Source organism: Aquibium pacificum, assembly GCF_040839445.1.
In the GTDB taxonomy this organism is placed as follows: domain Bacteria; phylum Pseudomonadota; class Alphaproteobacteria; order Rhizobiales; family Rhizobiaceae; genus Aquibium; species Aquibium pacificus.
This window is the reverse complement of sequence record NZ_JBDPGJ010000002.1, coordinates 165,700-189,965: the sequence shown is the minus strand read 5'-3', so window position 1 is coordinate 189,965 and position 24,266 is coordinate 165,700. Positions and strand designations below refer to the sequence as shown.

At 64.8% G+C, this 24,266-nt stretch carries 23 protein-coding genes; 10 read left to right on the top strand and 13 right to left on the bottom strand.

Features of this window, described 5'->3' with window-relative positions:
* Window positions 1-161: 161 nt before the first annotated feature.
* From ABGN05_RS07200 to dnaA, 6 genes are all read right to left on the bottom strand, one after another.
* Entirely contained in the window at window positions 162-593 is a 432-nt protein-coding gene (locus tag ABGN05_RS07200) for an aconitase X swivel domain-containing protein (protein WP_367953334.1), read from the bottom strand.
* Window positions 593-1,849: an aconitase X gene (locus ABGN05_RS07195; RefSeq protein ID WP_367953333.1), complete on the bottom strand. Its 1,257-nt coding sequence runs from the start codon at window positions 1,847-1,849 to the stop codon at window positions 593-595. The genes ABGN05_RS07200 and ABGN05_RS07195 overlap by 1 nt, the downstream gene beginning before the upstream one ends.
* A gap of 4 nt (window positions 1,850-1,853) precedes the next feature.
* Window positions 1,854-2,633, bottom strand: coding sequence for a molybdopterin-synthase adenylyltransferase MoeB (locus tag ABGN05_RS07190; RefSeq protein WP_367953332.1), 780 nt, complete (start codon window positions 2,631-2,633; stop codon window positions 1,854-1,856).
* Window positions 2,634-2,664: 31 nt separating this feature from the next.
* Window positions 2,665-3,840 carry a DNA replication/repair protein RecF gene (gene recF, locus ABGN05_RS07185; RefSeq protein ID WP_367953331.1) on the bottom strand — a complete coding sequence of 392 codons (1,176 nt, stop codon included), beginning with the start codon at window positions 3,838-3,840 and terminating at the stop codon, window positions 2,665-2,667.
* 4 nt (window positions 3,841-3,844) lie between these two features.
* Window positions 3,845-4,963, bottom strand: coding sequence for a DNA polymerase III subunit beta (dnaN, locus tag ABGN05_RS07180; RefSeq protein WP_367953330.1), 1,119 nt, complete (start codon window positions 4,961-4,963; stop codon window positions 3,845-3,847).
* 192 nt (window positions 4,964-5,155) lie between these two features.
* Entirely contained in the window at window positions 5,156-6,712 is a 1,557-nt protein-coding gene (dnaA, locus tag ABGN05_RS07175; RefSeq protein ID WP_373695905.1) for a chromosomal replication initiator protein DnaA, read from the bottom strand.
* 572 nt (window positions 6,713-7,284) lie between these two features.
* Here dnaA and ABGN05_RS07170 point away from each other — a divergent pair.
* Window positions 7,285-7,443 (top strand): hypothetical protein, encoded by a 159-nt coding sequence (locus ABGN05_RS07170; protein WP_367953328.1) that lies wholly within the window; start codon window positions 7,285-7,287, stop codon window positions 7,441-7,443.
* Window positions 7,444-7,529: 86 nt separating this feature from the next.
* Here ABGN05_RS07170 and rpsT read toward each other — a convergent pair whose 3' ends face one another.
* Window positions 7,530-7,796, bottom strand: a complete 267-nt coding sequence (gene rpsT / locus ABGN05_RS07165) for a 30S ribosomal protein S20 (RefSeq protein ID WP_367953327.1) — start codon at window positions 7,794-7,796, stop codon at window positions 7,530-7,532.
* A gap of 320 nt (window positions 7,797-8,116) precedes the next feature.
* Window positions 8,117-8,617: an MmcB family DNA repair protein gene (locus ABGN05_RS07160; RefSeq protein WP_367953326.1), complete on the bottom strand. Its 501-nt coding sequence runs from the start codon at window positions 8,615-8,617 to the stop codon at window positions 8,117-8,119.
* 262 nt (window positions 8,618-8,879) lie between these two features.
* Here ABGN05_RS07160 and ABGN05_RS07155 point away from each other — a divergent pair, with 262 nt between their 5' ends.
* From ABGN05_RS07155 to ABGN05_RS07145, 3 genes are all read left to right on the top strand, one after another.
* Window positions 8,880-9,500, top strand: a complete 621-nt coding sequence (locus ABGN05_RS07155; RefSeq protein WP_367953325.1) for a L,D-transpeptidase — start codon at window positions 8,880-8,882, stop codon at window positions 9,498-9,500.
* Between the two features lie 166 nt (window positions 9,501-9,666).
* The gene (locus ABGN05_RS07150; RefSeq protein ID WP_367953324.1) at window positions 9,667-11,262 is read left to right on the top strand and encodes an alpha-amylase family glycosyl hydrolase; all 1,596 of its coding nucleotides are present in this window, start codon (window positions 9,667-9,669) and stop codon (window positions 11,260-11,262) included.
* A gap of 83 nt (window positions 11,263-11,345) precedes the next feature.
* The gene (locus tag ABGN05_RS07145; protein ID WP_367953323.1) at window positions 11,346-12,980 is read left to right on the top strand and encodes an alpha-amylase family protein; all 1,635 of its coding nucleotides are present in this window, start codon (window positions 11,346-11,348) and stop codon (window positions 12,978-12,980) included.
* Between the two features lie 27 nt (window positions 12,981-13,007).
* On the opposite strand, the gene ABGN05_RS07140 is transcribed toward ABGN05_RS07145, so the two are convergent.
* Together ABGN05_RS07140 and ABGN05_RS07135 are read right to left on the bottom strand one after the other, a co-directional pair.
* Window positions 13,008-13,166: a YqaE/Pmp3 family membrane protein gene (locus tag ABGN05_RS07140; protein WP_367953322.1), complete on the bottom strand. Its 159-nt coding sequence runs from the start codon at window positions 13,164-13,166 to the stop codon at window positions 13,008-13,010.
* A gap of 164 nt (window positions 13,167-13,330) precedes the next feature.
* Window positions 13,331-14,107: an MBL fold metallo-hydrolase gene (locus ABGN05_RS07135; RefSeq protein WP_367953321.1), complete on the bottom strand. Its 777-nt coding sequence runs from the start codon at window positions 14,105-14,107 to the stop codon at window positions 13,331-13,333.
* A gap of 272 nt (window positions 14,108-14,379) precedes the next feature.
* On the opposite strand from ABGN05_RS07135, the gene ABGN05_RS07130 reads away from it, so the two are divergent.
* From ABGN05_RS07130 to murJ, 3 genes are all read left to right on the top strand, one after another.
* A complete protein-coding gene (locus tag ABGN05_RS07130) occupies window positions 14,380-15,984 on the top strand; it encodes an EAL domain-containing protein (RefSeq protein ID WP_367953320.1) in 1,605 nt (534 codons plus the stop codon).
* 78 nt (window positions 15,985-16,062) lie between these two features.
* Window positions 16,063-18,858 (top strand): [protein-PII] uridylyltransferase, encoded by a 2,796-nt coding sequence (locus tag ABGN05_RS07125; RefSeq protein WP_367953319.1) that lies wholly within the window; start codon window positions 16,063-16,065, stop codon window positions 18,856-18,858.
* Window positions 18,859-18,901: 43 nt separating this feature from the next.
* Window positions 18,902-20,461 (top strand): murein biosynthesis integral membrane protein MurJ, encoded by a 1,560-nt coding sequence (murJ, locus tag ABGN05_RS07120; RefSeq protein ID WP_367953318.1) that lies wholly within the window; start codon window positions 18,902-18,904, stop codon window positions 20,459-20,461.
* A gap of 7 nt (window positions 20,462-20,468) precedes the next feature.
* Here the strand turns inward: murJ and ABGN05_RS07115 are convergent, their stop codons facing one another.
* Together ABGN05_RS07115 and ABGN05_RS07110 are read right to left on the bottom strand one after the other, a co-directional pair.
* On the bottom strand, window positions 20,469-20,789 hold the full coding sequence (locus ABGN05_RS07115) for a HigA family addiction module antitoxin (protein WP_367953317.1): 321 nt from the start codon (window positions 20,787-20,789) through the stop codon (window positions 20,469-20,471).
* Entirely contained in the window at window positions 20,761-20,982 is a 222-nt protein-coding gene (locus ABGN05_RS07110) for a type II toxin-antitoxin system RelE/ParE family toxin (protein ID WP_367953316.1), read from the bottom strand. Before ABGN05_RS07110 ends, ABGN05_RS07115 begins: the two co-directional genes overlap by 29 nt.
* 191 nt (window positions 20,983-21,173) lie before the next feature.
* Here ABGN05_RS07110 and trpS point away from each other — a divergent pair, with 191 nt between their 5' ends.
* The 3 genes from trpS to ABGN05_RS07095 all read left to right on the top strand — a co-directional run bounded on the left by trpS (window position 21,174) and on the right by ABGN05_RS07095 (window position 23,499).
* A complete protein-coding gene (trpS, locus tag ABGN05_RS07105) occupies window positions 21,174-22,241 on the top strand; it encodes a tryptophan--tRNA ligase (RefSeq protein WP_367953315.1) in 1,068 nt (355 codons plus the stop codon).
* A gap of 89 nt (window positions 22,242-22,330) precedes the next feature.
* The gene (locus ABGN05_RS07100; RefSeq protein WP_367953314.1) at window positions 22,331-22,822 is read left to right on the top strand and encodes a universal stress protein; all 492 of its coding nucleotides are present in this window, start codon (window positions 22,331-22,333) and stop codon (window positions 22,820-22,822) included.
* 107 nt (window positions 22,823-22,929) lie between these two features.
* The gene (locus ABGN05_RS07095; protein ID WP_367953313.1) at window positions 22,930-23,499 is read left to right on the top strand and encodes a NifU family protein; all 570 of its coding nucleotides are present in this window, start codon (window positions 22,930-22,932) and stop codon (window positions 23,497-23,499) included.
* Between the two features lie 102 nt (window positions 23,500-23,601).
* Here ABGN05_RS07095 and ABGN05_RS07090 read toward each other — a convergent pair whose 3' ends face one another.
* On the bottom strand, window positions 23,602-24,261 hold the full coding sequence (locus ABGN05_RS07090) for a peroxiredoxin (protein ID WP_367953312.1): 660 nt from the start codon (window positions 24,259-24,261) through the stop codon (window positions 23,602-23,604).
* Window positions 24,262-24,266 lie beyond the last annotated feature (5 nt).

The following is a 24,266-nucleotide window of genomic DNA, read 5'->3' as shown; positions in this document are numbered from 1 at the left end:
GACCCGTGCGGCCAAGTCGCCGCCGCGCGGGAACAATGCGTCGTGCCCGTGGTTCGGCGGCCATCACGGGACATGCACCCGCCATCACCGACCAGCGGAGCGGCTGTCTTTGTCGCCGGTCTGCGCCACGTCTCGCCATCGCCGGGATCCGAAACGGCGGATCAGGCTCCAGGGACGTGGGACGCCCGGGAAGCGACCGTTCCGTCGGGCTCTACCGCCACGATGTTGCCTGCGAACCCGGCATGCTGCGCTCGGTCGAGCCTGACCGCCACCGGCGCCGGCCAGCCCATCTCTCTCGCGACGATCAGCCCGAGCAGCAGGATCGCGTCCGGTTCGTGCATGACGATCGCGGCCGGCGCCCTGCCGCCCCGCACAAGTTCCAGAAGCACGGCCGACGCCGAGGACGAGCCGATCGTGCCGGGCAGGAACAGCACCCGCCCGGCGACGTTTTCGCCATGCTGCGGGTGGCGCACGTCGGCGATGCCGCCGGTCTTGGGATCGACGCCGCCCCAGAAGCTGATCGGCTGGTCGAGCACCAGCGCCGGCCCGCTGCCGGCCGCGCCCGCGACCAGCACCTCGCCCCGCGCCGCCATCACGCGGCAAGCTCCCGCAGCACCGGACGTCCCGTCACCGCGCTCTCCACGCAGTCGGCCAGCGATGCGTAGAGCACCGCGTATCCCGTGTTTCCCGGCGCGTACTGGGCGAATTTTCCCGAATTCGTCATCAGCACGCCGCCCGCCACCTCCGCCATGATCGGCGTCACCACCACGCAGGTGTCGGCGACGATAACCACCCCCGCCCGCTCCAGTGCCGCGCGCCGGTCGGGGCCGAAGGCGTCGAGGGCATGCCGTCCGGTGCAGGCAAAGAGCGGCACGGCGAGCCGCCGCCCGGCCACCAGCCGCTCCAGCGCGTCCAGTTCGCGGGGCGAAAGATGCGGGCTGCCGATCGCCACCGCGTCGATCCGGTCGGCCCTTTCCGCGGTCGACAGCCGCCGCTGCGCGTCGAGCGCCATGGCCGGTGTCACCGCGACAGTCGCCACCGCCGGCTGCCCGCCCAGCGCCGCCTCGAGGTCCGGCGCCTCCGGCGTCACGCCCGCGATGTGGAACAGCCCCACCGCCCCCGTCGAAGCCGCCGCCGCCCCGAAGGCCTTCAGCGCATCCTCGCCCGGGTGGCCGGTGATTCCCGTGACGACCCCGACCGCGCTGCCGATCTCGCGCCCGAAAAGACTCCCCAGCACCGGCCACGCGATCTCCGACGACAGGAACGGCGCGGGCAGGGCGGAGACGTCGAACACGACCCGCGCCCGCCTGTTCTCCACCCGGTGCAGCCCGGTGTCCGGCGCCCGCCCGGCGATGGCGCAGGCGATGTCGAGGAAATCGCCGTACCGGTTTGTGCGCGCGCCGAGAACGGAGTTGCAGAAGACGACGGCGTTGGATTCCCCCCAGGCAACGTCGGTGCCTTTCTCCGGCCGATGCCCGGCCTGGTAGGGCGCGCAGGTCCAGGAGGGTTCGCAGCCGAGTTCGCGATACGCCCGCATCATCCGCCGCGCCATGTCGCGCTCGGCCCCTTCGAGCCGCACCCGGCAGCTGCCGGTCAGGTCCAGCGCGCCGACGTTCAGCGTCGCCCGCACCGCGACCTTCGCCCCGCCGGCTACCAGCCTTTCGGCGAAGAGAGTTCCGGAATCGCCATGATAGAGCGCGCCGTCGATATGAGCCGACCTGACCGGGATCAGCTCCGTCGCGCCGAGGAGCCGCGCGCTCTCGGCCAGGATGCGCATGGCCATCGCCGCGCCTTCTCCGTCCCGGCCGGCCGCGACCGCGCGTTCCTCGTCGGTGAGGTCGAGCGCCACTCTCCTACTCGGCCGCCTCGCGCCGGGCGCGGTAGCGCATCACGTCGAAGCGCGCGCCGAGCGCGTCGTAGAGCAGCAGGCGGCCGACCAGCGGCTCGCCAATGCCCGCGATGAGCTTGATCGCCTCCATGGCCTGCAGCGTCCCCATCACGCCCGTCAGCGCGCCGAGCACGCCGGCTTCCGCGCATGAGGGCACAAGGCCTGCCGGCGGCGGTTCGGGAAAGAGGTCGCGATACGAGGGAAGGGGCTCGCCGTCCGGCCCTCTCTCGAAGGGTTTCAGCACCGTCAGCGACCCGTCGAAACGTCCCACCGCCGCCGCCACCAGAGGCTTGCCCGCCGCCGCGCAGGCGTCAGCGACCACGTACCGGGTATCGAAATTGTCCGAACCGTCGATGACGAGATCGTATGCAGAGACCAGCTTTCCGGCGTTCCCGGCGTCGAGGCGAACCCGATGCCGTTCCACCGCGACATGCGGATTGATCCTCGCAATGGTCTCCGCTGCGCTGTCGACCTTGGCCTTCCCGACCGCGCCGGTATCGTGGATCACCTGTCGCTGCAAATTGGAGAGGGAGACGGTGTCGTCGTCGACGATGCCGAGCGTACCGACGCCGGCGGCGGCGAGATATTCCAGCACCGGCGCGCCGAGCCCTCCCGCCCCGATCACCAGCACGCGGGCGCGCTTCAACTTCTGCTGGCCCGGTCCGCCGATCTCCGGCAGCACGATGTGGCGCGCATAGCGCTCCAGTTCCTCGGGGGTCAGCGGTTCGGCGCGGCTCTGTGTCATGAGGGGATCATAAGCGCGCGCACCGGGAAAGTCAGCCGGGCTCGTCCGCGCGAACTGTGCCTCCCGACACGGACAGGAATTGTGCCCGTCCCTCCAGCGCGGAGAAGAGTTCGCGCTCGGTCCCGGTCATGAGGACCTGGCAGCCGAGGTCCTCCAGAATGTCGAACAGGGCGGCGCGGCGGCGGTGGTCGAAATGCGCGGCGATCTCGTCGAGCAGGAGCACCGGCGCCATGCCCGCGATCTCTCCGGTCAGCCGCGCATGCGACAGCACGAGCCCGACCAGCAGTGCCTTCTGTTCGCCGGTGGAGCACAGTTCCGCGGGCATATCCTTGGGGCGGTGGCGCGCGAGGAGGTCCGACCGGTGCGGCCCCTCGAGCGTGCGGCCGGCGGCCCGGTCGCGTTCCCGCCCCTCCGCCAGGCGGCGGCGGAACGCTTCTTCCGCGTCGAGGGACGCTCCGGCCGCCAGTCCTTCCTCCAGCATGCCGGAAAGCGCCAGGTCGGCCTTCGGGAACGGACCCGTGTCGGGCGCCCGCTCGATCATGGCCTTGAGCAACCTCACCATCTCGAAGCGCGCCGCCGCGATCGCGGCGCCCGTCTCGGCCATCTGGGCCTCGATAGCTGAAAACCACGCAGCGTCGCGCGCGTTCTCCGCCAGCAGGCGGTTGCGGCCGCGCATCGCCTTCTCGTAGTCGAGCGCGCGGCGGCCATGGGCCGGATCGATGGTCAGCACGAGCCGGTCGAGGAAGCGCCGACGCTCGGAAGCCGGTCCCGTGAAGAGCCCGTCCATCGCCGGCGTCAGCCACATGACGCGCAGCCATTCGAGCATCTCGTCGGCCGACCGCGCGGGCGCGCCGTTGATGCGGACCTTGCGCCCCCCGTCTCCTTCTGCGGCGGCTTCACCCGCGCCGGTGCCGATCTCGGCTTCTCCCGACGGGCTCTCGACCCGCGCGTGGACGGCAAAGCCCCCGGGAGCGCCCTCGCGTACCAGTTCCGCGTAAGGCGCGCGGCGAAGCCCCCGTCCGGGCGACAGGAGCGAGATCGCTTCCAGCAGATTGGTCTTGCCCGCGCCGTTCTCTCCGGAAAGCACGACGGCGCCCGGCGCGAAATCGACCGAAAGGCCCGTGTAGTTGCGGAAATCCGTCAGCTTGAGCCGTCTGATCGCGGCCGCGGAAGGCCCGGAGGCTCCGTCGCGATGCCCGTCGGCCACGGCCTCAGACGCGCATCGGCATCAGGACGTAGAGTGCCTGCTCGTCCGCGAGGTCGGTGATCAGGGTCGGCGAGCCGGCATCGGCGAGCATGAACTGGGCTTCCGATCCGGTGAGCTGCGCCGCCACGTCGAGCAGGTAGCGGGCGTTGAAGCCGATCTCGACGGGATCCGAATCGTAGTCGGCCGCGATCTCCTCGACCGCGCTGCCGGAATCCGGATTGTTGACCGTCAGCGTCACCTGGCCGTCGGCGATCGACAGTTTGACCGCGCGCCCGCGTTCCGAGGAGATGGTGGAGACGCGGTCGACCGCCGCCGCGAAGCTCTGGCGATCGATGACGAGCTTTTTGTCGTTGCCCGACGGAATGACCCGCTGATAGTCCGGGAACGTGCCGTCGATGAGCTTCGAGGTCAGAACGACGCTCCCGATCGTCAGCCTGATCTTCGTGTCCGACAATTCCACGACAACCTTCACGTCCGGATTGTCGACGAGCTTCTGGAGCTCGCTGACCGTCTTGCGCGGGATGATGATGCCCGGCATGCCCTCGGAACCGGCCGGAGCCTCGATTTCCGCGCGCGCAAGCCGGTGACCGTCGGTGGCGACCGAGCGCAGCATGAGCTTGCCGCCGCTCTCGTGCGTGTGCAGGAAGATGCCGTTGAGATAGTAGCGGGTCTCTTCCGTGGAGATCGCGAACTGCGTCTTGTCGATCAGGCCCTTCAGCGCCGGCGCTTCGAGGCGGAAGATGTGCGAGAAGGACCCCGCGGTCAGCTCCGGGAAATCCGACTGCGGCAGGCACTGCAGCTTGAAGCTGGACCGGCCGGAGATCACCGACATGGTGTGACCTTCCGCGTCGGTCTTCAGCATCACCTCGGCGCCGTCGGGCAGCTTGCGCACGATGTCGTAGAGCAGATGCGCCGGAACAGTCGTCGCCCCGGCCTGCTCGATCTGCGCGGCGGTCGCTTCGGTGACTTCGAGATCGAGATCGGTGGCCTTCAGCTCCAGAACCGCGCCGTCGGCCTTCAGCAGCACGTTCGACAGGATCGGAATCGTGTTGCGACGCTCAACCACGCGATGCACGTGATTGAGCGACTTGAGAAGGTTGGAACGTTCGAGTGTGACGCGCATGACGGACCGGTCTCGTGATCAGGGGTGCTTCGAGCGCGAAGCGCAGAAACGAACGGCCCGAAACGGGCCGACAACGAGGGTCAAAATGACAGGAAAAGCGCGGCAAACGCAAGCCCGCGCAAGGCCTTCGCGGCCTCGCACAGGCTTTCACCGGGGGAAAAGCGCCCGGGTCCGCCGCATCGCCGCGAGCGGTCAGGCCGCCTGGTCGTTGATGAGCCTGCGCAGCAGCTCCAGTTCCTGCTCCAGCTTCTCGTCGGTGCCCGAGAGACCTTCGATCTTGCGCACCGCATGCAACACGGTCGTGTGATCGCGACCTCCGAACCGGCGCCCGATCTCGGGCAGGGAGCGCGGGGTCATCACCTTGGCCAGATACATCGCCACCTGCCGGGGCTTGACGATCGTGCGGGTGCGCCGGTTGGAGAGCAGCTCGGTCTTGGACACGTTGTAGTGGCGCGCCACGATGCGCTGGATATCCTCGATCCGCACCCGCTTCGGCTCGCCCGAGCGGAACATGTGGCCGAGCAGTTCGTCGATGCGATCGATCGTCAGCTGAGGTTCGAACGACTGCCGGAACAGGAGCTGGTTGAAGGCGCCTTCGAGCTCGCGGCCGCTTCCGGTGACGGTCCGCGCGACATGCTCCAGGATCTCGTCCGGGATCGCCAGCGTCTGGTCTTCCGATCGGGCCGCTTCCAGCCGCTGCCTGAGCATGGACAGACGCATCGCCATATCCGGGGCCGACATCTCGAGCGACACGCCGCCCTGCAGCCGCGACCTGACGCGCGGTTCCAGCGATTCCAGATCCGAGGCGGGACGGTCGGCCGCAACGACGACCTGCTTGGCGCTGTCGAGCAGCATGTTGATCAGATGGCAGAACTCGTGCTGGATCGACTTCCCCTGCAGGAACTGCATGTCATCGATGATGAGCAGATCGATGTCGCGAAGCTGTTCCTTGAGGGTCAGGGCGTTGTTGTCGCGTATCGCGGTGGCAAAGCGCCACATGAAGTATTCCGCCGTCAGATAGACGACGCGCGAGCCGGGGCGCCGAGCGAGCGACTCGGCGGCGATCGCCTGGAGCAGATGCGTCTTGCCCAACCCCACCGAAGCGTGGACGAAGAGCGGATTGAAACGGATCGACGTCGAGGCGTTCTCCGCCACTGTGCGCGCGGCCGCGAATGCGACCCGGTTCGAAGGGCCGTCCACGAAACTGTCGAACGTATAACGTCCGTCCAGCGGGGATCCGAGAACGCTCTGCCGCGGAGCACTGTCCCTGACGGCGGCACGAGGCTGGGTTTGCTTCGGCGCCGCCAGGACGCCGCTGCCCAGCGCCGTCTGCGGCGCACGCGTGGCCGGCTTGGCAGGGGCCGGCTCGGCCTCGATCAGTCCGGGTGCCGACCTGGTCGCGCTACGAACGACGATTTCCAGGCGCAGGATCTCCGGTTGCTCCTTCTTCCAGAGTTCGGTGATGAGCGACAGATAATGGTTGTTGATCCAGGAACGCAGGAACGCGGTCGGGACTGACAGCCTGACCACGCCGCGCGAAGCTTCCGCTAGCTTCATCCGGCCAAACCAGCTCGAATAGACATCCGCGCCAACGCGCGCCTGCAACTGAGCCCGCAACCTCTCGAAGATGGAGTGGGCTTCCGAGGCTCCGCCGCGCATCGTGCTTTCTCCACCGTTGTTGATAATGAAAGGGAGCCCCGCACGGTCCCCCGTTTCAATCCCGCCGAACATGTCCTCGTTCCTCTTCATTCCTCAAAGCTACCCTCTCGCTCGCAACCGAACAGTCGCGAACGTCCTCGATTTTCTTACGCGGCCTGAGACCGCACTCGTTGTTACGCGTCCCCGTTTCTATGCCGCCCCTCGAGGCGGCATGTGCCCACTCTCTTTGGCGCTCCCGCGCCTTCCCAGTTCCGGACAGCGCAAGAACCCCGTCCTGGCGCATACGCCAAGAGACACTCGTCCTCACCTTACGCTGAACGCGACGCTGACCGCCGCCTCGAAAGGGCAAAACTCTAGCGTTCGCCGGAATGATCCGGCGTTCGAACGGTTCGAATTTTCTGGGTATGAAGGCCCTCGGCCCTGTCCCTTTCGATGCTTTGAAGTTTAGGAAATGCAGCCCTGAAGGGCAAGTCCGAGAGCCATGGTTTTTTAACGAATCACGGCAGCCGGAGGGGTTGAATTCGTGGTGCCCGACTCAACCGTTCGGATAATTGCTTTGTGAATCAACCTTTTCCCAAACCGGGTATTTTGCGTATGCGGCTATTAAAAAAATGATAATTTTCTACTTGACATATTTAATTCACGCGGGGGCGGGACGCTCGATGAACAAGCTGTGGACATCCTTCCGCAAGACACTGTTTTCGTTCAATAAATCCGGCGTGTCACTTGCGGGGTTCAAGGGCACCCGTCCCTACCTGACTGCGCCGGATGGTTATGCCGGCAAACGAAATCGCGCGTGGTTTTCGGACCGCCCCATATAGCCATATGCAAGCCCTTGTACGCAAACGAAAAGCCCGGCGTCGCCGCCGGGCTTCATCAAGAATTGCTTAGCCGTTGTGACGATGCGTCAGGCGCCAAGAGCCTTCAAACGCTGCGCCAGCCGGGACACTTTCCTGGACGCGGTGTTCCTGTGCAGGACGCCTTTCGTCGCGGCGCGCATCAGCTCAGGCTGCGCGTCCTTGAAAGCCATCTCGGCCGCCGCCTTGTCTCCGGAAGCCAGCGCCTCCTCGACCTTGCGGACGAAGGTCCGCACGCGCGAACGGCGGTTCTTGTTAACTTCGGTCCGGCGGGCGATCTTGCGCGTAGCCTTCTTGGCCGAGCTCGTATTGGCCATGGTGCCTCTCTCGTTGTCAAACGGTCCGCGCCACTCCGGTGCCGGCAGGCGCGAAAACAAACGGGCGGCCGGATGGGCCGCCTCAGTGGTGCGGGCTTATAATCGAGCTTCGGCTACGCGTCAACGCCTTCCCGCCCGGAAATACGCCGGGATAGCGGCCGCTGATTCAGGTTCGCCGCTGGACGCGCCGAGCATTCCGCTGGACCGGCCGGGGTTCGATGATCGCATCGGTCAGGCGGTGCTTCAAAAGCGCGTCTTCCCGACGCTACGGCGTCCGTGGCCTCTCCCGAATTGGACGGTCCGGCGGCGTGCCGTTGCGGTCAGTCGCTCTCGCCTTCGATCGACGGCACCGGAACGCCGGCCAGTTCGGCGGCGAGCAGTCGCGAGGCACCCGCCCGTGCGAACCGCATCAAAAGAGACTTACGGGTCGCCGGCGCCAGCCGATGCTCCGGGGCGTCGCGGACCACCTCCGCGCCGTAGCCGTCGGACAGGATGAACCCGCATTCCTCCGGAAAGATCGACGCCGGGACCTCGGGGTGCGTGGCGAAGAAGAAGCGGTCCGAGTTAAGCCGGTACTCCGGCCATTTCCGGTCGACGCGGAAATCTTCCACCGAGGACTTGATCTCGATGATCCAGATCTCGGCATTGCGGGTGATCGCGATCAGATCGGCCCGCCGGCCGGACGCGAGCGAAAGCTCCGGCAGGACGTGCGCGTTCATCTGCAGGAGCATGCGCTGCACGCCGCGCCGGACCAGAAGGGCGCGTTCCGACTGGCGGCCGTCGGCGAGGGGATTGTAAGGAATCGGCGAGACAATAGGCATCGGCGCAGAATGCCACCAACGGGTTCGAAGCGAAACCTTCCGCCCAGCCGGTGCATAAAAGCTCCTGCCATGGCGCCGGTCGCGGGACCGGTCGGGGCTCGGGGAACGAAAATGTTGCCGATCTGCAATAATTGTGGCTGAATTCCGCCCGTGGGGACGCGCCGGTGCCGATGAGGCTTGGCAAAATCAAGGTAAACTGCCGTTAAGATTTCGGACCTAATCATGGCTCGAATCGGGCAGGGCCTTCAATCGGGATCGAAGCATGAGAACAAGAGCAATCGTCGTCGCGGCGGGGTTGGCACTGGCGACGGCACTCGCGGGCTGTACGTCCGACGGCACCATCAGCATGTTTTCTTCTTCGTACGGATCGAAGAAGGATTCCGGCTACCAGCTGCCGTCCATCCCCATCTCGAAGGTGCCGCGGAAGTATCATCGGCAGACCGTCCGTTACGACACCAAGGAGAAGCCGGGCACCATCATCGTCGATACGAACGAGAAGTTCCTCTATTTCGTCATGCCGGAAGGCAAGGCAATGCGCTACGGCATCGGCGTCGGGCGCGAGGGCTTCGAGTGGAAGGGCACCGCGCGGGTGGCCATGAAGCGCGAGTGGCCGACCTGGACCCCGCCGTCGGAAATGATAGGCCGGCAGCCGGAGCTTGCAAAATGGCGCGGCGGCATGCCGCCCGGTCTGATGAACCCGCTTGGCGCACGGGCGCTCTATCTGTTCAACAAGGGCGGCGATACCGGATACCGCCTGCACGGCACGCCGGAGTGGAATTCCATCGGCCAGGCGATGTCGTCGGGCTGCATCAGGCTGATCAACCAGGACATCATCGACCTCTACGAGCGGGCCGAGAACGGCGCCAAGGTCATCGTCCTCTAGGAAAAGCCTGGGTTGCCCGATCACGGCGACAACCCTTCGATCGTGCCGGATCCGGCAAGGGTCCGGCACGATCGCGTGACCCGATGGGTCATTCAGGCGCATTCCGCTCGGAACAGTTTGCGGGCGCGGTGTATTGCATCCTGTGAACAGCCACGGGAGTGCTCACATGCCGGACCAGACCTGGTGGAAGCGCGGGATCGTCTACCAGATCTATCCGCGATCCTTTCAGGACACCAACGAAGACGGGATCGGCGACCTGGAAGGCATTCGCCGCCGGCTCGACTATCTTGCCTGGCTCGGCGTCGAGGCCATCTGGATCTCGCCCTTCTATCCCTCGCCCATGGCCGATTTCGGCTACGACGTCTGCGACTATCGTGGCGTCGATCCGATGTTCGGGACTATGGAGGACTTCGAGCGGCTGGTGGAAGATGCGCACGCCCGCGATCTCAAGGTGATCCTCGATTTCGTGCCGAACCACACCTCCGAGGAACATCCCTGGTTTCAACGAAGCCGCCAGTCGCGGGACAACGACAAACGCGACTGGTACATCTGGCGCGACGCCGCTCCCGATGGCGGCCCGCCCAACAACTGGATCAGCAATTTTGGCGGCTCCGCCTGGCAGTGGGACGAGGCCACCGGCCAGTACTACTATCACGCATTCCTGAAAGAGCAGCCCGACCTCAACTGGCGCAATCCCGAAGTCCGCGAAGCCATGTACGATGCCATGCGCTTCTGGCTCGACCGCGGTGTCGACGGGTTCCGCGTCGACGTCATCTGGCACCTCATCAAGGACGAGCGGTTCCGCGACAACCCGCCGAACCCCTCCTTCCAGCCCGGCCAGGCGGAAATCAACCGGTTCCTGCAGGTCTACTCCGCGGACCAGCCGGAGGTGCATGAGGTGATCGCCGAGATGCGGTCGGTCCTGCAGGAATATCCCGAACGTGTCCTGATCGGCGAGATCTACCTGCCACTCGAGCGGCTTGTCGCCTATTATGGCGCGGATCTGAAGGGCGCGCACCTGCCGTTCAACTTCCAGCTACTCCAGGCCAGCTGGCGCGCGGAGGAGATCGCCAGGCTGATTGTCGAATACGAGGACAAGCTCCCCTACGGCGGCTGGCCGAACTGGGTCCTGGGCAACCACGACCAGAAGAGGATCGCCACCCGCGTTGGGCTGGAACAGGCGCGGCTCGCCGGGATGCTGCTCCTGACCCTTCGCGGAACGCCCACCATGTACTACGGCGAAGAGATCGGTCTCGGTAACGTCCAGATCCCGCCCGAGGCCGTCCAGGATCCGTGGGAGAAGAACGAGCCGGGTCTGGGCCTGGGGCGCGATCCGGCCCGGACGCCGATGCAGTGGGAACCCACGGACAATGCGGGTTTCACCGGAGGAAAGCCCTGGCTCCCGCTCGCCATGGATCACCGGGAATGCAACGTCGCCTGCCTTCGCGAGGACGAGCACTCGATCCTGGCGCTCTATCACCAGCTGATCCATTTCCGTCAAAGCCATGCCGCCTTGAGGGTCGGTTCCTTCGAACTCGGCGGCACCGAGGGAAATGTCCTTGCCTACGAGCGCCGCCACGGCGACGAGCGCTTCCGCATCGCCCTGAACTTCAGCCAGGAGAACCGTTCCAGCGCATTGCCCCGCGGAACGAAGGCACGCATCGTGCTTTCCACGGCTCTGGACCGCACCGGCGAGGAACTGGATGGTTCGGTGGCGCTGCGGCCGAACGAGGGGATTCTGGTGACGCTCGGTGAGGTTTGACCAATCGAAGTGCCCTCCGAGCACCGGAACGTGACCGCGCGGGAACCGTTGTCATGCCACATTGAAACGGGACGGGTTTGCCGATGCTGGACCTCTGGTACAAGAACGCGGTCATCTATTGCGTCGACGTGGACGCCTTCATGGATTCGAACGGCGACGGCGTCGGCGATTTCCGCGGGCTCGCGGACCGGCTCGACTATATAGAGTCGCTCGGCGCCAACTGCATCTGGCTGCTGCCGTTCTATCCGAGCCCCAACCGGGACAATGGATACGACATCTCGGATTTCTACGGCGTCGATCCGCGGCTCGGCTCTCTGGGCGACTTCGTAGCCTTCACCCGCGCGGCACACGACCGGGGCATGCGCGTCCTCGTCGATCTGGTCGTGAACCACACCTCCATCGACCATCCCTGGTTCCAGAGCGCGCGCGGCGACCCGAACTCGCCGTACAGGGATTGGTACGTCTGGTCGGACGAAAAGCCGGAGAACATCCACGAAGGCGTCGTCTTCCCCGGCGTACAGAAGGCGATCTGGACTTACGACCGCAAGGCGAAGAGCTGGTACCTGCACCGCTTCTACAGGCATCAGGCCGATCTCAACACCGCCAATCCCGAAGTGCGGGAAGAGATCGACAAGATCATGGGCTTCTGGCTCCAGCTCGGCGTCTCGGGCTTTCGGATAGACGCTGTCCCGTTCCTGATCGAGTACAAGGGGCTGAAGGAGCGGCCCGAGGGAAACCCCGCCGACTACCTGTCCGACCTGCGCCGCCTGCTCTCGTGGCGCCGCGCCGAGTCGGTCATGCTTGCCGAAGCCAACGTGACCATGAAGGAGGTCACCGACTATTTCGGCGCGGACGGCGATCGCATGCATATGGTCTTCAACTTCATGCTCAACCAGCACATGTTCCTCGGCTTCGTCCGCAAGGATGCCGAGCCGATCCGGCGTGTCCTTGCCATGATGCCGGACCTGCCGGTCGAGGGTCAGTGGGGCACGTTCCTGCGGAACCACGACGAACTCGATCTCGGGCGCCTGTCGAGCCTGGAGCGTCAGGAGGTCTTCGATGCGATGGCGCCCGATCCGGGCATGACCGTCTACGATCGCGGCATTCGCAGGCGGCTGGCGCCGATGCTGGAAGGCGACCCGCGCCGGCTCAGGCTCGCCTACAGCCTGATGTTCGCCCTGCCGGGTACGCCCGTCATCTGGTACGGCGAGGAGATCGGCATGGGCGAGAACCTCGATCTCAAGGAGCGCGAGGCGGTCCGTACGCCATTGCAGTGGTCGTCCCGGAAAAATGGCGGCTTTTCCGTCTGCCGACCCGACGAACTCGTTCGTGAAATGACGGAAGAGGGCGACTACGGCTACGCCCGCGTCAACATTGACGCCCAGAACAACGACGCGGATTCGCTGCTGAACTTCATCCGCAGCCTGATCAGGACCCGCCGGGCGGTGCCGGATATCGGCTGGGGGAAATGGGAGGTTCTGGAACTCGATTCGCGGTTGCTGGGGCTGAAATGTTCGTGGCGCGGCAACAGTATCGTGACGGTCCACAACCTGTCGGATGAGACGATCGAGGCAAAGATCGACGTCATGGAAGGCGGCGAGCGGCTGGTGCCGATCCTGACCGGCTCGAGCGGCCGCAATCCAGTCACGTGTGGCGAGAGCTTCAGTCTCGCACCATACGATTTCGTCTGGCTCCGCCCCGACGAGGATCGTCGCTGAGCCCGCGCTCGCCGGCTGTCGCTCCCGCTACTTGCGCAGGACCACCCAGATCGCGTGGATGATGCCGGGTATGTAGCCCAGGAGCGTGAGGAGAATGTTGAGCCAGAAATGCAGGCCGATCCCGACCTGGAGGAAAACGCCTAGGGGCGGGAGGATGATGGCTGCCAATATCCTGATCACGTCCATTGAAAAGGGCTCCTTGTCCTGTTGCCGTGGACAACAGACTGGGAGCCCTGGCGGTTCCGAACGCGGCAACCGCTGGGTGGCCGGTTTTTTGCGCAGGTACTTGAAAAGCTTTCAGTCAGCGGCAGGCGAAACGGCGGCGAACGCCGTTCCGCCGGCCAGCCTCGTCAACCGTACCAGGGTCCCATCACGACGTCTGTTTCCGCTTCCGACTCCCTGACCCTCGCGGCGAACGCATCGGGATCGCTGTCGCGATAGTGATAGGGATAGACATACTGCGGTGCGAACTCGGCAACCGCAGAGGCGGCCTGGTCCACATCCATCGTATAGGGCAGGTTCATGGGTACGAAGGCGATGAAGATGTCTTCCAGGGCGCGCATCTCGGGAATGTCTTCCGTGTCGCCGGCGATGTAGACGCGCCGCCCGTCGATCGAGAGCACGTAGCCGTTGTCGCGGCCCTTGGGATGGTACTGGAGTCGGCCTTCCGTGGTGTTGTGCGCGGGGATCGCGTTGATCTCCATGCCGTCCACCGTGGTGCTCTCGCCGTTGCCGATCGCGGTGGCTTTCGACTTAAGGCCCTCGGGAAGCATGTCGTAGACCGCAGGGTTCGTCACGAGGCGGGTATTGTCGGCGACGATCGCGGAAAGCGTTTCCGCGTCGTAGTGATCGCCATGCTCGTGGGTAATGAGGATGAGATCCGGCGCGGGCTGTCCCTCGTAGGCCGCCGCTCCGCCCACGGGATCGTTGTAGATCGTCATGCCAGGCGTGGTCATGACGAACGAGGCGTGCGAGATCGGGCGGATGGTGATCTGGCCGCTGTCGGTCTCATAGGTGTCGCCCAGACCGTCCTGGGCGCGTGCCGCGTAGGGCATGATGGTCGTCCCGCCGATCGTCGCAAGACCGGATAGTCCGAGCAAGAGCGTTCCGCGTCGGGTGATGTGCATGGCGTACTCCGTTGGCTGAATGTCCAGGGGCCGTTGCCGGGCGGCATCAATCCCCTCGCGCTAAGGGTAGGCGGTCGCGCTCCGATGGCGACCGCACGGCGTTCAACTCTTTATGAGCGACGCGTGATTGGAATCTGGCTCGGCCCTGAGCGAGCTGTCCGAAGACCGCCCGGCGCCGCATCTGCCGGGCAATTTCAATCAGCGCGAGAACATTCAGACATTAACTCGGTCTTGAGCCTTTCGGGGCAGGCTCGCCGGCAGGGGATTTCTTGATGGCCAAGCTCGCCGGCATATTCGTTTCGACGCGCAACCTGAAGCTGATCGGGCTGGCCGTGTGGGTCGCCTCATTCATCGGCGTCGCCCTGCTGCTCGCGGCGTTCAGCTACATGCAGGTCCGCGAGGCGATGCGACAGGATGCGCAGGTGGGGCTCGAGCAGTTCGCCCGCCTCGAAGAAGGCATCCAATCCGCCTTCCAGGCGCTTCGCGCGGATGTCACGGCCACGCCGTGCTCGCCGGAGTTTTATCTGCATATGAGGAAGGTCGCCTATCTGCCGGACGGGCTCAACGAGTTCTTCTACGCGCCCGGGGGCGAGGTCCACTGCTCCTTGAACGCCAATCGCTTTACCGAACCGGTGCAACTTGGCGAGCCCGACTTCACGACCGGGGACGGAAAGGCGTTCTGGATCGATCGCGACGTAAGTTTCGCCGGGCTGCCGGGGCTGGCCGGCACCATCGTCCTCCAGGATCAGTTCGCCACCGTGGTACCGCGCCAGGATCTCAAGCTTCCGCTGCCTACCTGGATCAAGGCCGAGGCGGTCCTTGTCGCGCCCAATGGTCGCTGGTGGCATCGAAGCGGTCACGAGTGGGTCCATCAGGACGTACAGCTTTCGCAACGGCTGGGATGGATCGACGGGCTTTCCGCCCTGCGCCAGACTGTCTGCGTGCCCGAAGGGTTCCACTGCATCGCGACGCGGGCGTCGGTCGCGGAACTGGTGGCGAACAGCAAGCTTCCGGTGGCGGTCCTCCTTATTCTTGCCGGCACCATCGCCAGCTGGATCACGCGGATCTCGCTCGGGTTCCTGCGCCGCTACTGGTCGTTCGAGGCGCGTTTCCTGCGAACCCTGGACGAAAGCTCGATCGTTTGCGTCTACCAACCCATCATCGAGGTGAAGACCAGGGCGGTGGTCGGGTGCGAGGTGCTCGCCCGCTGGCGCGACATCGACGATACGATCGTCTCCCCGGATCGCTTCCTGCCATTCGTGCAGAAGCACAATCTCACGTCACACTTTACCGGTCTCGTCGTGGACAGGGCGTACCGCGATCTGAGCGAGGCGCCGTTCGGCGACCGCTGTCTTCAGGTGAATTTCAACGTCTTCCCCCGTGAACTGGATGCCGCGTCACTCATACGCACCTTCTCCATTTTCGAGGCGGCGAAGGACCGTTTCGAACTGGTGCTCGAGATCGTCGAGTGCGATGACGTCGACATCGGAGAAGGTCAGTCACATATCCGCGCGCTCCGCCAGGCGGGGTTCAAGGTCTACATGGATGATTTCGGCACCGGCTATTCCACCCTCAGGCACCTCGCCGAACTCGACGTGGATGGCGTCAAGCTGGATCGCTCCTTCGCCATGGCTCCCATCGGCAGCATCATGTCCGAGATGCTTCGGCACGCCATCGACATGGTTCACGCGGCGGGCCGGAAAATCGTTGTGGAAGGTGTCGAGACCGCAGAACGGCTGGCGCAACTGGAAGCGGACACCGCGCGCGTGGACTTCGCGCAAGGGTATCTCATCTCGTGTCCGCTGGATTGCGATCGCTTTTCGCGCTTCGTGCGCACCAGGTCCTTCGAAACCGTTCCCCGTCGAAACGCCGCCTGACGCGCCGGCCCCTCCCGTATCCATCTTCCATGTTTCGCGCTATAGACCGCGCCCAGACATTCGGACGACGCGGCACTGATGGCGAAGACATCCCTCAAGCTGGAAGAAATGATCGACGGTGAGGCGCTTCGCCGCGATTTGACCGCGCTGACCGTGGCGGACAGCGGCGACGGATCGACGCCCGCAATACGCGCCTCCGTTCTCCTGAAGCTGCGCGAGACACTGGCCGCGGGTCATCGCAAGGCCGAGGCGATGCTGATGGAAGATGGTGGCGGAACGGCTTGCGCCGCCCGGCTGTCGCACCTGATGGATGAGGTCATTCGTGCCCTCTACGACTTCGCGGTCACGCACGTCTACCGGTCCAAGAACCCGTCGGTAGGCGAGAGGATGACGGTCGTTGCGGTGGGTGGATATGGCCGCGGTACACTGGCACCAGGTTCCGACATCGACCTGCTTTTCCTCCTGCCCTACAAGCAGACGCCCTGGGGCGAACAGGTGGTCGAATACCTGCTCTACATGCTGTGGGACCTCGGCCTGAAGGTCGGCCATGCGACCCGCAACATCGACGAATGCGTGCGCCTTTCCCGCACGGACGTCACCATCCGCACTGCCGTGCTGGAGGCGCGCTATATCTGGGGCGACACCGGTCTGTTCGAAGAACTTGTGAAGCGCTTCGACCGGGAGGTCGTCAGTTCCACGGGCGCCGAATACGTGCAGGCGAAGCTCGCCGAACGCGACGAGCGTCACCGCAAGGTCGGCGCCAGCCGGTACCTGGTCGAACCCAACGTGAAGGACGGCAAGGGCGGGCTGCGCGACCTGCACACGCTGTTCTGGATCGCAAAGTACTTTTATCGCGTCCGCACCGGCGAGGAGCTCGTGGAGAAGGGCGTCTTCACGCGCAAGGAATATCTCCAGTTCCGCAAGGCGGAGGATTTCCTCTGGGCGGTGCGCTGCCACCTCCATTTCCAGACGGGCAAGGCGGAGGAGCGCCTGCATTTCGACATCCAGCGCGATATCGCCGAAAGGCTCGGCTACACGAGCCATCCCGGGCTGTCGGCGGTCGAGCGTTTCATGAAGCACTACTTCCTGATCGCCAAGGAGGTGGGCGACCTGACCCGCATCTTCTGCGCCGCGCTCGAGGAGGAGCAGGCCAAGCACGTCCCGGGCTTCAACCGCCTGCTCCAGAGCTTCCAGCGCCGGCGGCGCAAGCTCGCGGGAACGTCGGATTTCATCATCGACAATGATCGCATCAATATCGCCAGCGAGGGGGTCTTCGAGCGCGATCCGGTCAATCTCCTGCGCCTGTTCTGGTTCGCCGACAAGCACGGGCTGGAGTTCCACCCCGACGCGCTCAAGCTGGTCACGCGCTCGCTGAACCTGATCGACCGCAACCTTCGCCGCGACCGGGAAGCGAACCGGCTGTTCATGGACGTGATGACTTCCGGCCGGAACCCGGAACTGAACCTGAGGCGCTTGAACGAGGCCGGCGTGCTCGGAAAACTGATCCCCGATTTCGGCAAGATCGTCGCGATGATGCAATTCAACATGTATCACCACTATACGGTCGACGAGCATCTGCTGCGTTGCATCGGCGTGCTGGCCGAGATCGAGCGGGGCGAGGGCGGGAAAGCCCATCCTCTCGCCCACAAGCTGATGCCCGGCCTGAAGCCGCAGCGCGAGATGCTCTATACGGCCTTGCTGTTGCACGACATCGCGAAAGGCCGCCCGGAGGACCACTCGGAAGCGGGTGCCAAGATCGCCCGCAAGCTGTGCCCCCACATGGGGTTTTCGGCCTCCGAGACCGAGACGATCGCCTGGCTGGTGGAGCATCACCTCCTGATGTCGATGACGGCTCAGACGCGGGACCTCAACGACCGCAAGACCATCGACGACTTCGCCGACGTCGTGCAGTCGGTGGAGCGGTTGAAGATGCTGCTCGTGCTGACCGTCTGCGACATTCGCGGCGTGGGGCCAGGCGTCTGGAACGGCTGGAAAGGACAGCTGCTGCGCACTCTCTACTACGAGACCGAACTCCTGCTGACCGGCGGGTTCTCGGAAGTCTCGCGCGCCAAGCGGGCCGAGCAGGCGCGGGAACAGCTCGCGGAAGCGCTCTCGGGCTGGCCGGAGCGGGAACGTGCGAACGTCCTCAGGCTCCACTACGACAACTACCTTCTGACGGTGGATCTGGCAGATCAGGTACGGCACGCCGAGTTCATCCGGCATGCCGATGGGGAGAGAAAGGTGTTCAACGCCGCGGTGACGATGCGTGCGTTCGAGGCGGTGACGGAGATAACGGTCCTGACGCCGGATCATCCCCGCCTGCTTTCCGTTGTCGCGGGTGCCTGCGCGGCGGCCGGCGCAAACATCGTGGATGCGCAGGTTTTCACCACCACGGACGGCCGTGCGCTGGACACCATCCTCATCAACCGCGAATTCGAGCGCGACGAGGACGAACAGCGTCGCGGGGCGCGCGTCGGACGGCTCATCGAGGATGTGCTTTCGGGCCGCAGCCAGCTGCCCGAAATGATCGAGAAACGCGCCAAACCCAAGCGCAGCCACAAGACGTTCCGCATCGAGCCGCGGGCCGAGATCCGCAACACGCTCTCGAACCGCTTCTCGGTGATCGAGGTCGAAGGCCTGGATCGCCCGGGGCTGCTGTCGGAGATCACCGGGGCGATCTCGGACCTTTCGCTGGACATCACCTCGGCGCACATCACGACTTTTGGCGAGAAGGTGATCGACACCTTCTACGTGACGGATCTGACCGGCCAGAAGGTCGAGAACCCGACTCGCCAGGACGCCATCCGCGAACGGCTCATCGCAACACTCGGCGGCGCCAGTCGCGGGCAGAAGCTGAAGCTCGCCGCCGAATGATGCTGCAGGTCCGGCAAATCGCCACGGGAGGCGGAACAGGGTCATGAGCCTCGTCGGCAAGTTCGCCAGCGTCGGCGGGGCGACGATGGCAAGCCGCGTCCTCGGCTTCGTGCGCGAGGCGCTGATCGGAGCGGCCCTTGGCGCCGGTCCGGTCGCTGACGCCTTCTATGCCGCCTTCCGCTTTCCCAATCTCTTCCGACGGCTCTTTGCCGAAGGCGCGTTCAATACCGCCTTCATCCCGCTCTTCGCAAAGGAGCTGGAAGCGGACGGGATGGACGGCGCGCGCCGTTTCGCGGAAGAGGTGCTGTCGGTGCTGGTCGTCGCGCTGCTGGTCCTTTCCGTCTTCGCCATCTTCTTCATGCCCGCCCTCGTCGGGACGATCGTCGCGCCGGCCTTCGCCGATACGCCGGAGAAATTCGACCTAACGGTCCTGATGACCCGGATCATGTTTCCGTATCTCTTCTGCATGTCGCTGGTGGCGATGCTGTCGGGGATACTGAATTCGATGCGGCGCTATTTCCTCGCGGCCATCGTGCCGGTGCTCCTCAACGTCATCCTGTCGCTGGTGCTCATCGCGGCGCTCTACGCCGGCATCGGCTCGCGCACCACCGGCGTCTGGCTCGCCTGGGGCGTGCTCGCCTCCGGCATCGCTCAACTCCTGTTCCTGATCCTGGGAGTCGGGCGCGAGGGCTACTCCATGGGCTTCCGCCGTCCGAGGATGACGCCGAGCGTCAAGCGCCTGCTTCTCCTGATGGGGCCGGCCATGCTGACCGGCGGCGTGACGCAGATAAACCTGCTCGTCGGCCAGATCATCGCATCGGCGCAGGACGGGGCGATCGCGCTGCTCAACTATGCCGACCGCATCAACCAACTGCCACTCGGCGTCATCGGCATCGCCGTGGGAGTGGTTCTGCTGCCGGAGCTTTCCCGCGCACTCGGTGCGGGCGACGAGAAGGACGTGCAGCACCTGCAGAACCGCTCGCTGGAATTCGCCCTCGGCCTCACCTTCCCCGCCGCCGTCGGCTTCATTGTCATGCCGGAGCCGATCGTCAGCCTGCTCTATGAGCGAGGCGCCTTTACCGGTGAGACGACACGGCTGACGGCGGCGGCACTGGCCGCCTTTGCGGCCGGTCTTCCCGCCTACGTCCTGATCAAGGTCTTCTCGCCCGGCTTCTTCGCAAGAGAGGATATGAGGACGCCGATGTGGTTTTCGATGATCGCGGTCGCGGTCAACATTGCCGGCAGCCTGATGCTGTTCCCGTTCTACGGCCATGTCGGCCTCGCGGCCGCCACGTCGATCTCGGCCTGGATCAACGTGATACTGCTTGCCGTCACGCTCTGGCGCCGCGACGCCTTTCGCCCCTCGCCCGCGACGCTGCGGCGATGCGGCCTGATCGTCCTCGCGGGCCTGGTCATGGGCGGCGCCCTCTGGGTATTGCAGGTGACGCTGGCACCATGGCTCGAAGGCACGCTGATCGTAAGGCTCGCGACCGTGCTCGGAATCATCGCTGCGGGTGCGATCGTCTATTTCGGGATTGTAATTGCGACGGGCGCGCTAGACCGCAGGCAGTTGATGGGCATGGTGCGGCGGCGGAAGAGGTGATTCCGGATCAAGCCGCCCGGGGCGTGATCTTGTCGAGCGTGTCGCCCAGGGCGCGTTTGCGCTCCAGAAGATCGTAGCTCGTCTGCAGTCTCAGGAAAAACCCCTCGGACATGCCAAAATAGCGCGCGAGCCGCAGGTCGGTATCGGCGGTCACGGCGCGCTTGCCGAGCACGATCTCGTTGATGCGTCGCGGTGAGACCCCAATTGCGCGAGCCAGCGCATTCTGGGACAAACTCAGTGGTTCCAGGAATTCGGACCGGAGAATTTCGCCGGCATGAGGGTTGTGCACCCTGTGCCCGTCATCGGTGATAATCGGTGATTTCGACATCGCTCGCGCCACCATCTTTCCAGCGGAAACAAATACGCCATTGGTCATTGATCCGGATCGAGTACTGCCCCTTTCGCTCACCTTTCAGCAGTTCGAGGCGGTTGCCCGGAGGGCTGCGCAGGTCGTCAAGGGAAACTGCGGCATCCACCACGCGAAGCTTGGCCAAGCCTTTGTCCGCGATCTCGGGCGGCAATCACCGCGATCCTAGGCCACGCCAAAGGTTCTCAGTAATGCGATCGGCGAAGCTGCGGATCATCGATCTCATGTATAACGCACTGCGTTATGGAAAGCAATCGCCCCCTTGCGCCCCTCCTCGCCTTGGCCCATAAGCCCGCTCGATTTTCGCCGCGCGCGAAACGGCCCTCCACAAGCCACGAGGAATATATGTCCGCCTTCAAGCCGCTCGTCTTCTCCGGCGTCCAGCCGACCGGAAACCTCCATCTCGGAAACTATCTCGGCGCGATCCGCAAGTTCGTGGCGCTGCAGGAGACGCATGACTGCATCTACTGCGTCGTCGACCTGCATTCGATCACGGCGCAGCTCGTCCACGACGATCTCGCCGAACAGACCCGTTCGATCACGGCGGCGTTCCTCGCCTCCGGTATCGATCCCCAGAAGCACATCGTCTTCAACCAGAGCCGCGTCCCGCAGCATGCCGAACTCGCCTGGATATTCAATTGCGTGGCGCGCATCGGCTGGATGAACCGGATGACGCAGTTCAAGGACAAGGCCGGCAAGGACCGCGAGAACGCCTCGCTCGGCCTGCTCGCCTATCCAAGCCTGATGGCGGCCGACATCCTCGTCTATCGCGCGACCCACGTGCCGGTTGGCGACGACCAGAAGCAGCATCTCGAACTCACGCGCGACATCGCGGCCAAGTTCAACAATGATTTCTCCGCCAGGATCGCTTCGCTCGGTCTGGGCGTCGAGATGGAAGTGGGCGAGGAGACGGTGAACGGCTTCTTCCCCCTGACGGAGCCGCTGATCGAAGGCCCGGCCACGCGCGTCATGAGTCTTCGTGACGGGTCGAAGAAGATGTCGAAGTCCGACCCGTCGGACCTCTCCCGCATCAATCTCACCGACGATGCGGATACGATCTCGAAGAAGATCAGGAAAGCCAAGACGGACCCCGAGCCGCTACCGTCGGACCTCGAGGGGCTCACGGGCAGGCCGGAGGCAGAAAATCTCGTCGGCATCTACGCGGCGCTGGCGGAATGCCCGCGCGAGAAGGTGATCGGCGAGTTCGGCGGCCAGCAGTTCTCGGCCTTCAAGCCGGCGCTCGCCGACCTCGCGGTAGAGAAGCTCGCTCCGATCGCCGGAGAGATGCGCCGCATCTCCGCAGACCGCGCCTTCGTCGACAGCGTCCTGCGCGACGGCGGAGAGCGCGCTCGCGCGCAGGCGGAAGCCACGATGAAGGGCGTGCGGGAGATCATAGGGCTCCTGACGGATTGAGACCGCGACAGGAGAGTTCCTGCGGCAGCTTGCGGCTACCCGACCGCGATGGCAGATTGCGGTCGTCGTCAACGATGCGGGATGACTGAATGGTCTCGAAACGACTGAGCCGGGAAGCCGGACACCGGCGCAAGTTCCTTGCCATCGTGGACGACACGCCCGAATGCGAGCGGGCGGTGGCGTATGCATCCCGTCGCGCCGTCAGCACGGGCGGAGCGCTCGTCCTCCTCTTCGTCATCGAACCGGGCGATTTCCAGCAATGGTTCGGCGTCGAAAAGATCATGCGGGAGGAAGCGAACGCGACGGCATCGGCGGCGCTGGACGCGGCGGCGTCCAAGGTGCGGGCGAGGTCGGGCATCGAAGCCGAACTCGTCATCCGCGAAGGCGATCCTTCCGAGGAGATCCACGCGCTGATCGAGGAAGATCAGGACATCGCGATTCTCATTCTCGCCGCGGGCTCCTCCAAGGAGGGTCCGGGCCCGCTCGTCTCGTCGATTTCGGGCAAGGGCGCGTCGTTCCAGATCCCGGTGACGGTGGTTCCGGCGAACCTGACCGACGAGGACATCGAAAGCCTCGCCTGAAAAGACATTCCGCTTCGCCCGTCCGGAGCGGTGCGGAATTGCTTGATAAGACCGGCCGTTGCGCCTATTTAGAACTATTCAAAACTACAAAGGCAGGAGATCCCGCCATGTTCATCCAGACGGAAGCCACGCCGAACCCGGCGACGCTCAAGTTCCTGCCGGGGAAGGTCGTCCTCAACGAGGGAACCGCGGATTTCCGGGACGCCGACACCGCCCGCGTGGCGTCGCCGCTGGCGGCCCGCATCTTCGACGTCCCGGGAGTGACCGGCGTCTTCTTCGGCTATGATTTCGTCACCGTCACCAAGGACGGGCCGGAATGGCAGCACCTGAAGCCCGCGATCCTCGGCTCCATCATGGAGCATTTCATGTCCGGCGCTCCCGTAATGGCCACACCCGAAAGCACCGGGGATGCCGAGAGCGGCGAGGAATTCTACGACAAGGCCGATTCGGAGATCGTCGTCACAATCAAGGAGCTTCTCGATACGCGCGTGCGCCCCGCCGTTGCCCAGGATGGCGGCGACATCACCTTCCGCGGTTTCGAGAACGGCACGGTCTTCCTGCACATGAAGGGCGCCTGCGCTGGCTGCCCGTCCTCGACGGCCACGCTCAAGCACGGCATCCAGAACCTGCTCCGCCACTTCGTCCCCGAGGTCCAGCAGGTCGAACAGGTCGCCTGACCAGATATCCCGGTATCATGTGAGCTGACGGATTGGCGGGCCCCTTCGGGCCCGCCTTCCGTTTCACCCCGCAGTTTCCGATCGAGAGTGCGGCGCAGGCCGTCAGGCCGACGGCTGCTTCGTCTTCCTGAGGTAGGGAAGAATGGTATCGAAGGAACCGAAGCGCTTCTTCGCGTCCTCGTTCGAGACCGCGGCGGTGATGATGACGTCCTCGCCCTGTTTCCAGTCGGCCGGCGTGGCGACCTGGTGCCTGGCCGTCAGCTGGATCGAATCGATCGCCCGCAGGATTTCGGCGAAGTTGCGGCCCGTGGTCATCGGATAGCTCAGCGTGAGCTTGATCTTCTTGTCCGGCCCGACGACGAAGACGGAGCGCACCGTCTGATTGTCGGCCGGCGTGCGGCCCTCGGAGGAGTCGCCCGCGCTGGCCGGAAGCATGTCGTAGAGCTTGGCGACCTTGAGGTCCTTGTCGGCAATCAGCGGATAGTCGACGGCGTGGCCCGTTGCCACCTTGATGTCGTCCTTCCACTTCTGGTGGCTCTCGACCGGGTCGACGGAAATGCCGATGATCTTCACGCCGCGCTTCTCGAATTCTTTCGCATAGCCGGCCATGGCTCCGAGTTCCGTCGTGCACACCGGCGTGAAATCTTTCGGATGCGAGAACATGACGGCCCAGCCGTCGCCAATCCAGTCGTGGAAGTCGATGGTTCCCTGGGTGGTCTCGGCCGTGAAGTCCGGCGCGGTGTCGTTGATGCGCAGGCCCATTGGTG